Origin of the sequence: Arthrobacter sp. NPDC093125, from assembly GCF_044754225.1 — a bacterium.
GTDB lineage: Bacteria > Actinomycetota > Actinomycetes > Actinomycetales > Micrococcaceae > Arthrobacter.
In genome coordinates this window covers 113,589-122,141 of record NZ_JBIVOQ010000012.1, presented here as the reverse complement: position 1 = coordinate 122,141, position 8,553 = coordinate 113,589, and the positions used below count along the sequence as shown (strand labels likewise).

Annotated in this window: 10 protein-coding genes; 7 read left to right on the top strand and 3 right to left on the bottom strand. The window is 64.9% G+C overall.

Annotated features, from left to right (window positions below; genetic code table 11):
• A partial coding sequence (locus ACIP9X_RS17945; protein ID WP_400479511.1) for an IS3 family transposase occupies positions 1-87 on the top strand: 87 nt, incomplete at its 5' end.
• Positions 88-500: 413 nt separating this feature from the next.
• Here the strand turns inward: ACIP9X_RS17945 and ACIP9X_RS17940 are convergent.
• Genes ACIP9X_RS17940 through ACIP9X_RS17930 form a run of 3 tightly spaced genes read right to left on the bottom strand, consistent with a single transcriptional unit; the run spans position 501 to position 3,177 of the window.
• Positions 501-1,445, bottom strand: coding sequence for a heme A synthase (locus ACIP9X_RS17940; protein ID WP_400481109.1), 945 nt, complete (start codon positions 1,443-1,445; stop codon positions 501-503).
• 8 nt (positions 1,446-1,453) lie between these two features.
• Complete coding sequence (locus ACIP9X_RS17935; protein WP_400481108.1) at positions 1,454-2,212, bottom strand: ABC transporter permease; 759 nt, start codon at positions 2,210-2,212, stop codon at positions 1,454-1,456.
• On the bottom strand, positions 2,209-3,177 hold the full coding sequence (locus tag ACIP9X_RS17930) for an ABC transporter ATP-binding protein (RefSeq protein ID WP_400481107.1): 969 nt from the start codon (positions 3,175-3,177) through the stop codon (positions 2,209-2,211). Before ACIP9X_RS17930 ends, ACIP9X_RS17935 begins: the two co-directional genes overlap by 4 nt.
• 129 nt (positions 3,178-3,306) lie before the next feature.
• On the opposite strand from ACIP9X_RS17930, the gene ACIP9X_RS17925 reads away from it, so the two are divergent.
• The 6 genes from ACIP9X_RS17925 to ACIP9X_RS17900 all read left to right on the top strand — a co-directional run bounded on the left by ACIP9X_RS17925 (position 3,307) and on the right by ACIP9X_RS17900 (position 8,481).
• A complete protein-coding gene (locus ACIP9X_RS17925) occupies positions 3,307-4,164 on the top strand; it encodes a helix-turn-helix transcriptional regulator (RefSeq protein WP_400481106.1) in 858 nt (285 codons plus the stop codon).
• A complete protein-coding gene (gene sufB, locus ACIP9X_RS17920; RefSeq protein WP_400481105.1) occupies positions 4,161-5,624 on the top strand; it encodes a Fe-S cluster assembly protein SufB in 1,464 nt (487 codons plus the stop codon). Before ACIP9X_RS17925 ends, sufB begins: the two co-directional genes overlap by 4 nt.
• Positions 5,624-6,865 (top strand): Fe-S cluster assembly protein SufD, encoded by a 1,242-nt coding sequence (gene sufD, locus ACIP9X_RS17915; RefSeq protein WP_400481104.1) that lies wholly within the window; start codon positions 5,624-5,626, stop codon positions 6,863-6,865. Before sufB ends, sufD begins: the two co-directional genes overlap by 1 nt.
• Before the next feature lie 24 nt (positions 6,866-6,889).
• A complete protein-coding gene (locus ACIP9X_RS17910; RefSeq protein ID WP_400481103.1) occupies positions 6,890-7,249 on the top strand; it encodes a non-heme iron oxygenase ferredoxin subunit in 360 nt (119 codons plus the stop codon).
• Between the two features lie 95 nt (positions 7,250-7,344).
• Positions 7,345-8,136 carry a Fe-S cluster assembly ATPase SufC gene (sufC, locus tag ACIP9X_RS17905; protein ID WP_400481102.1) on the top strand — a complete coding sequence of 264 codons (792 nt, stop codon included), beginning with the start codon at positions 7,345-7,347 and terminating at the stop codon, positions 8,134-8,136.
• Between the two features lie 12 nt (positions 8,137-8,148).
• Positions 8,149-8,481, top strand: coding sequence for a metal-sulfur cluster assembly factor (locus ACIP9X_RS17900; RefSeq protein ID WP_400481101.1), 333 nt, complete (start codon positions 8,149-8,151; stop codon positions 8,479-8,481).
• Positions 8,482-8,553 lie beyond the last annotated feature (72 nt).

Here is an 8,553-nt window from a genome sequence, read left to right as displayed (position 1 = left end):
ATCCACTGGTACAACAACGAAAGAATCTCGACGAAGCTCAAGGGCCTGAGCCCGATACAATACCGAAGCCAGGCCCTCGCGGCTTAGGCCCTTACTAACCCGGTCCAACTATCGGGGACCAGTTCATTTCGCAGGATTTGGGGGACGCTCCTTCACCTTTCGCAGGATTTTGGGGGACGCTCCTTCACCTTTCGCAGGATTTTGGGGGACGCTCCTTCACCTTCCCGCCTAACGTCAAACGCTCCGGGACTGTAAGAAATCCGGGACTGTAAGAAAAACGGTGTATGAGGGTCCGGCCAGATCCGAAAGGAGACGGCCGGACCCTCATACACCGTTTTTCTTACAGTCCCCGACAATCTGCGGGTGGGCAGGATGTGCGGGAGCGACGGCGCTAAAGCGGCGGGATGTGCCGGAGAGTCGGGGTAAAGGCGGCGGGAAGTGCGGGAGCGTCCGGGATGACCCGACGGGATCTGAGGGAGCGTCTGGAAGCGGGGGGAAGGCTACCTGACCGGGCTGGAGCGTGCTACGTCCCATGCGTTCGTTGCGGCGCTCATCAGCAGGGCTGCTCCGAGCATGTGTGCGCCCACGAGGAGTGCCGGGATGCCGTTGTAGTACTGGGTGAAGCCGATGACGGCCTGCAGCAGCGTGACGCCAAGGAGCATCAGCACGGCTGTGCGGAACAGGCCCGTGATCCTGCGCCTGAAGACGAGGTAGCAGGCGAAGAGCGTGCCCGCGGTGATCAGGTAGGCCGGCACCGCGTGGATGTGCGAAAACAGGTCCCAGTCGAGGTTGTTGCGGGGCGCGTCGGCGTCACCCGCGTGCGGCCCGGCGCCGGTGACTACGACTCCCAGCATGACCGCCAGGGCAGAGAACGCCGCGACGGCGGTCATCACCGGGCGCGCAACCCCCGGCAGCGCCGGCAGCACCCGGTCCATGAAGCGGCCGGTCCGGCCATAGGCCCTGTTGACGAGCAGGGTGGCAAACACCACCAGCGCCATGGAGACAAGGAAGTGGAGCCCAACCACCCAGGGATTCAGCCTGGTGAGCACCGTGATGCCGCCGATGACTGCTTGCGCGGGGATGCTTGCCAGGAGGCCGAGTGCGAGCAGGAAAAGATCCCTGCGCTCTTTCCGCAGGTTCCACAGGTACACGAGCATCATGGCGGCAACGGCGGCCAGCGCGAACGTCAGCAGCCGGTTGCCGAATTCGATGAAGCCGTGGATGCCCATTTCAGGCGTGTTCACCAGTGAGGCCTCGGTGCAGCGCGGCCAGGTGGGGCAGCCCAGGCCGGACGCCGTCAACCGGACTGCGCCGCCGGTAACCACCAGGATCGTCTGGCCCACGAGGGACAGCACGGCCAGGCGTCGGATGGCAGAATCAACGGCGATTGGCAGCCTGGATGTAACGCGGCTAAGGATCTTTGGGAGGCGCGAAGCCGTACTCACTTGTTATCTCAATTCCACTTGAACCAACGGATGGCTGCTGCGCCGGCAAGAACCAGCCACAGCAGCAGAACGAGGACGGCGTTGCCGTTCAGGGTGCCGTGCAGGAACGCATCGCGGAGCCCTTCGCCGAGGGCGCCGGACGGCAGCAGGTGCACAGTGTCCTGCGCCAGGCGCGGCAGCCGCTCCGCGGGAATCACGATGCCGCCGAGGGCTCCCAGGAGGATCCACAGCAGGTTGGTGATCGCGAGCGTCGCTTCCGGCCGGACCGTTCCGGCGACCAGGAGGCCTATCGCCGTGAAGGCAGCAGCGCCCAGCACCAGCAGGCCCAGGCCAAGGAGCCACCCGGACGCCGCCGGTTGCCAGCCGAGGCTGAAAGCCACGCAGGTAACCACGAGGACCTGCAGTGCAAGCACCGCGAGGACGGCGATGATCTTGCCGGCGATGAGCCCTGCGCGTCCCAGCGGCGTAGTGGACAGGAAGCGCAGCACGCCGTAGCGGCGGTCAAAGCCCGTCGAGATCCCTTGCCCGGTAAAAGCGGTGGACATGGCGCAGAGGGCCAGGATGCCGGGCACCGCTACGTTGACCCTCGTGTCACCCATGCCGTCCAGCAGCGGCGTGACGGTGAGGCCAACCAGTGCCAGCAGCGGCAGTACCACTGCCAGAATCAGCTGTTCGCCGTTCCGGAGCATGGTCACGGCCTCGTACTTGCCGTGCAGGACGATGCGGCGGAGCAGGGGAGCGGGAGCGCTGCCAAGCGTGGAGGTCATCGGACGTCCCTTCCGGAAATGTCGAGGAAAACGTCTTCGAGGCTTCGCGCCTCCATGCTCATCGATCCGGGCATGATGCCGTGCTGCGCCCACCAGGCGGTCAGGGCCGCCAGATCCTCCGGTGCGAGGGCGCCGGTGGCCGAGTAACTGCCGGCCCGGTTTTCCCGGACCTCCACCTCCGGCGGCAGCACACCGCTGAAGTCGAGGCCCGGCAGCGCCTCAAAGTGCAGGGTGCGGACGTGGCCCTTATGGGTCATCTCGGGCGTCTGGTGCTGCAGCAGCTGGGCGACCGTGCCCTCCGCAACGTTCCTGCCGGCGTCGATGATGTAAACATAGTCAGCCAGCCGCTGGGCGTCGTCCATCAGATGGGTGGTCAGAATGATGCCCATACCGCTGTTCCGGAGCTCCGAGATCAGCTCAAAGACAAGCTGGCGGGACTGGGGATCCAGGCCGGCGCTCGGTTCGTCCAGGAACAGGACTTCCGGATTGCCGATGAGCGCGGCCGCCAGGGCGAGCCGCTGCCTCTGGCCGCCGGACAGCCGCCGGACCGAGGTGCGGCTGAACGCGTCAATGCCGAGCCGGTCTACGAGCTCGTCCAGCGGCCTCGGGTTCCGGTACATCCCGGCGATGTGCCGAAGGAGAGGCAAGGGACGGGCCGACGGCGGGAGCCCGCCTTCCTGGAGCATGACGCCTACGCGGGACCGCAGGTCAGCCCCGGCCTTGCCCGGGTCCTGCCCGAGCAGGGTTATGGTGCCGCCCGTGCGCCTTTGCAGGCCCTGGGCGCATTCGATGGTGGTGGTTTTGCCAGCGCCGTTGGCTCCGAGGAGCGCGGTGACCTCCCCGCGGCCGGCAACGAGTGAGACGCCGCTCACCACCCTCAGCATCCTGCCATCGAGGGTGGGCAGCGGACCTACGTCCTTAACGAGCCCGTCGATGGCCAGAACGGGGGATTTGGGGGATCGCACCCCAGCATTCTACGTGAAGTAGTACTGTGTCTTATGTGCCCCGGCGCCAGTCCTGCCTCGCGCGGGCTCTCGGTACAGGTCAGTCTCGCCTTACTGGCAGGCCGGAGTAAATTACGACAAAATTATGTTGTGTATTCCATGACTAACCCCACGCCCCTGCCTCAGGCGGGAAGCGGAGCGCGTATCCGTGTGCTTCGCGGTGGAAAGCCGGCTGCCCGGGGCGGATCGTCGCCTGCGGTCGACAGCGACGAGCGCACGCGGGACCGCGTCCTCAACGCGGTGCTGGAACACGGACCCGTAAGCGCTGCTGAACTGGGTGACCTTTTGGGGTTTACCCCCGCCGCCGTCCGCCGCCATCTGGACCACCTTTCCCGTGAAGGCGTCATCGAAGTCAAGCGGGTTGCGCGGGCAGGCGCGGGAGCTGGCCGCCCTGCGCGCCGCTACGTGCTCAGCTCCCAGGGCCAGTCCACGCTGGGCGATGACTATCTCAACATTGCCAGTTCCGCCCTGACCCAGCTGGAAGAAATCGCCGGCGCCGAAGCGGTCCGCGCGTTTGCCGCCCAGCGCTTTGCCGACATGGAACGCCGCTACGCCCCCGAGGTTGAGCAGGCGGGCAGCGACATCACTGCGCGCGCCCAGGCCCTTTCCGCTGCACTGTCCCGCGACGGCTTTGTGTCGTCCACAGCATCCATTGAGGCGAAGGCGCCGCTGCCGGCAGCGCTGTCGAGCGTCCAGCTGTGCCAGGGCCACTGCCCCATCCAGCAGCTGGCCAGGCAGTTCCCGGTGTTCTGCGACGTGGAGACGGAAATGTTCTCCCGCCTCGTAGGCGTCGATGTCCGCAGGCTCTCGACCCTCGCCCGCGGCGGCCACGTCTGCACCACCCACATACCAACAGGCCGTCCGGCCGCGACGGGGCCTAATGCTCCCCGAGCCGGACAAGACACCCTGCACGAAGAATCCAACCATCTGCAAGAAAGGCCGTTATGACGGACCAACTATCAGAGAACAAGGTTGCTGAGACTGCTGTCATTTCGGAGATTCTGGAGAAGAACCCCGAACTGCACGGCATCGGCACCTACGAGTACGGCTGGGCCGATAAGAACGACGTCGGCGCCAACGCCCGCCGCGGCCTGAACGAGGAAGTCGTCCGTGACATCTCGGCCAAGAAGGGCGAGCCGGAGTGGATGCTGGACCTGCGCCTGAAGGGCCTGAAGTACTTCGGCCGCAAGCCCATGCCCACCTGGGGCGCGGACCTGTCCGGCATTGACTTCGACAACATCAAGTACTTCGTGCGCTCCACGGAAAAGCAGGCGGCCTCGTGGGAGGACCTGCCCGAGGACATCCGCAACACGTACGAGAAGCTGGGTATCCCGGAAGCCGAGCGCAGCCGCCTGGTCTCCGGTGTTGCTGCCCAGTACGAGTCCGAGGTGGTGTACCACCAGATCCGCGAGGATCTCGAGAAGCAGGGCGTCATCTTCCTTGACACCGATACTGCGCTGCGCGAGCACCCGGAGATCTTCCAGGAGTACTTCGGCACCATCATCCCGGTGGGCGACAACAAGTTCGCCTCGCTGAACACGGCCGTGTGGTCCGGCGGTTCCTTCGTCTACGTCCCCAAGGGCGTCCACGTCGATATCCCGCTGCAGGCCTACTTCCGCATCAACACGGAAAACATGGGCCAGTTCGAGCGCACCCTGATCATCGCCGATGAGGACTCCTACGTGCACTACATCGAGGGCTGCACCGCCCCGATCTACACGTCGGACTCGCTGCACTCGGCTGTTGTGGAAATCGTGGTCAAGAAGGGCGCCCGCGTCCGTTACACCACCATCCAGAACTGGTCCAACAACGTGTACAACCTGGTGACCAAGCGTGCCATCTGCGAAGAGGGCGCCACCATGGAATGGATCGATGGCAACATCGGCTCCAAGGTCACCATGAAGTACCCGGCCGTCTACCTCACGGGCGAGCACGCCAAGGGCGAGACCCTGTCCATCGCGTTCGCCGGCGAAGGCCAGCACCAGGACACCGGCTCCAAGATGGTCCACATCGCGCCGAACACCAAGAGCTCCATCATCTCCAAGTCCGTGGCCCGCGGCGGCGGACGCGCGGCCTACCGCGGCCTCGTCCAGATCCGCGAAGGCGCCAAGCACTCGGCCAACACCGTGCGCTGCGACGCCCTGCTGGTGGACACCATCAGCCGCTCGGACACCTACCCCTACATCGACATCCGCGAGGATGACGTCCAGCTGGGTCACGAGGCCACTGTCTCGCGCGTTTCCGAAGAACAGCTCTTTTACCTCATGTCCCGCGGCATGCGCGAAGACGAAGCCATGGCCATGATCGTGCGCGGCTTCATCGAGCCGATCGCCCGTGAGCTGCCGATGGAATACGCCCTCGAGCTGAACCGCCTCATTGAACTCCAGATGGAAGGATCCGTCGGTTAATGACTGCCGAAATTACTACTGAAAAGGCCCGCATCGGAGCGCCTTCCATCGCAGGTTTCACCGAGGAAGGCGAGGGACTGGTCTCTGCCAAGGTGGACCACAGCCACAACCACGGTGTGACGGTGATGTCCTCGCGCGCCGAGCGGCTCACCAGCTTCAACGTGGCTGACTTCGCGCTGCCCACCGGACGCGAGGAAGAGTGGCGCTTCACGCCTGTCCGCGGCCTGGCCAACCTCTTCTCGGATGCAGCCACCGATGACGGATCTGCCGTCTTCACCGTTGACGCCCCGGAAGGCTACGTCCGCGGCACTCTGGCAAAGGAAGCCGCCCCCCGCGGTACTGTCCTGACCCCGGCCGACCGTGCCGCCGTCGTCGCGTCCGCGAACGTGGATGAGGCCCTGCACGTGGTGATTCCCGCGGAAGCCGAGCCGGCTGAACCGGTGCGGATCCACGTCCACGGTGCCGGCGCAGGCCGCCGCTCCAACGGACACGTCGTGCTCGAAGCCGCCCCCAACTCCCGCAGCGTGGTCATCGTGGAGCACACCGGTGCTGCCGACCACAACGGCAACGTGGAAGTCATCGTCGGCGAAGGCGCAAAGCTCACTGTGATTTCGGTGCAGCTCTGGGAAGACTACGCCAAGCACCTCGGCCAGCACGACGCGCAGGTGGGCAAGGACGCTGTGTACAAGCACATCGCCGTGTCCCTGGGCGGATCCGTCGTGCGCCTGAACTCCAACGTCCGCTTCGCGGGCGAAGGCGCCGAGGCTGAACTGCTGGGCCTTTACTTCGCAGATGCCGGCCAGCACCTGGAGCACCGCTCCTTCGTTGACCACAACGTGCCCAACTGCAAGTCCAACGTCCTGTACAAGGGCGCGCTGCAGGGCAAGAACGCGCACACCGTGTGGGTTGGCGACGTGCTGATCCAGAAGCAGGCCGAGGGCACCGACTCGTACGAGAAGAACCAGAACCTCGTCCTCACGGACGGCTGCCGGGCGGACTCCGTTCCGAACCTGGAGATCGAAACGGGCCTCATCGAAGGCGCCGGACACGCGAGCTCCACCGGACGTTTCGACGACGAGCACCTGTTCTACCTCATGGCCCGCGGCATTCCGGAAGAGGTGGCGCGGCGGCTCGTGGTGCGCGGCTTCCTCAACGAGATCATTCAGCAGATCAAGGTACCGGCCCTCGAAGAGCGCCTGACCGAAGCTGTTGAGCGCGAACTCGCGGCAACCGACAACTAAGCCGCAGAAGTTACAGGACAACGGATGACTGAACAGCCAAGGGGCGAACTGGTCTGCAAGGCCAGCGAAATCCAGCCCAAGCAGGCCCTGAGGATCTTGATCGACGACTACCCCGTCGCGATCGTCAAGGATTCCATGGGGGAGATCCACGCAATCGGCGACACTTGCTCGCATGCGGACATCTCCCTTTCCGAGGGTGAAGTCGAGGGATGCGCCATCGAATGCTGGGGCCACGGTTCGCAGTTCGACCTGCGCACCGGCGAACCGCTCCAGCTGCCGGCCTACGACCCCGTCCCGGTCTTCGCTGTGGAGATCGTCGGTGACGAGGTTTACGTCGACTTCACCCGTGTCCTGAACGGGGCCGAGACCCCGAACTTCAGCTAGCCGGCCGCTTTCCGGCCTGCACCAGAACTCAATACCTTCCAGACCAAAGACCGCACCGCAGCCTGACCGGCACGGTGCAGAGGAGAACAAGACATATGTCTACTCTTGAGATCAAGGACCTGCACGTCAGCATCGACACCGAGCAGGGCACCAAGGAGATCCTGAAGGGCGTCAGCCTGACCATCCGCACCGGTGAGACGCACGCCATCATGGGCCCCAACGGCTCGGGCAAGTCCACGCTCGCGTCCACCATCGCAGGCCACCCGCGCTACAACGTCACCGGCGGCACCATCACCCTCGACGGCGAAGACGTCCTGGCCATGAGCGTGGACGAGCGTGCCCGCGCCGGCGTCTTCCTGGCCATGCAGTACCCGGTTGAGGTTCCTGGCGTTACCATGACCAACTTCCTGCGGACCGCCAAGACCGCAATTGACGGCCAGGCCCCTGCCCTGCGCACCTGGACCAAGGACGTCAAGGCCGCCATGCAGCAGCTGCGCATTGACGCCGACTTCGCCCAGCGCAACGTCAACGAAGGCTTCTCCGGCGGTGAGAAGAAGCGTGTGGAGATCCTGCAGCTCGAACTCTTCAAGCCCAAGTTCGCCGTCCTCGACGAGACCGACTCCGGCCTCGACGTCGACGCCCTCAAGATCGTCTCCGAAGGCGTCAACCGTGCGCACGCTGAAGGCAACATGGGCACCATGCTCATTACGCACTACACGCGTATCCTGCGCTACATCAAGCCTGAGTTCGTCCACGTCTTCGTTGACGGCCAGATTGTTGAAGAGGGCGGCCCGGAGCTCGCCGACCGCCTTGAAGAAGAAGGCTACGACCGCTACGCCAAGGGCGCGGGCGCAGCTTCGATCACTGCCGCCGCAGCCCAGGCCTAGTAAGGACACGCCATGACAGAAATCGACGCAGCCCGCACCGGGCTGGACGATGTTGAAGAGGCACTCAAGGATGTCATCGACCCCGAGCTCGGGGTTAACATCGTGGACCTCGGGCTGCTGTACGGCCTGAAGTACTCAGAGGACGACGGCGCCCTGCTGATCGACATGACCCTCACCACCGCGGCCTGCCCGCTGACCGACGTGCTCGAGGAGCAGGTGGGCCAGGCGCTCGAGGGCGTCGTGGACGAGTGGCGCCTGAACTGGGTATGGATGCCGCCATGGGGTCCGGAGCGGATCACAGACGACGGCAAGGACCAGATGCGCGCCCTCGGGTTCAACATCTGAAACCGAATAAAGTACGCCGGCGGCCGGTGACCTTCTTCACGAGGGTGGCCGGCCGCCGTCGTTCCCCACCCA

Coding starts and splice junctions, on each gene's coding strand:
- ACIP9X_RS17910 (WP_400481103.1), top strand. CDS start 6,890: ATGACTGAACAGCCAAGGGGCGAACTGGTCTGCAAGGCCAGCGAAATC.
- sufD (WP_400481104.1), top strand. CDS start 5,624: ATGACTGCCGAAATTACTACTGAAAAGGCCCGCATCGGAGCGCCTTCC.
- sufB (WP_400481105.1), top strand. CDS start 4,161: ATGACGGACCAACTATCAGAGAACAAGGTTGCTGAGACTGCTGTCATT.
- sufC (WP_400481102.1), top strand. CDS start 7,345: ATGTCTACTCTTGAGATCAAGGACCTGCACGTCAGCATCGACACCGAG.
- ACIP9X_RS17900 (WP_400481101.1), top strand. CDS start 8,149: ATGACAGAAATCGACGCAGCCCGCACCGGGCTGGACGATGTTGAAGAG.
- ACIP9X_RS17935 (WP_400481108.1), bottom strand. CDS start 2,212: ATGACCTCCACGCTTGGCAGCGCTCCCGCTCCCCTGCTCCGCCGCATC.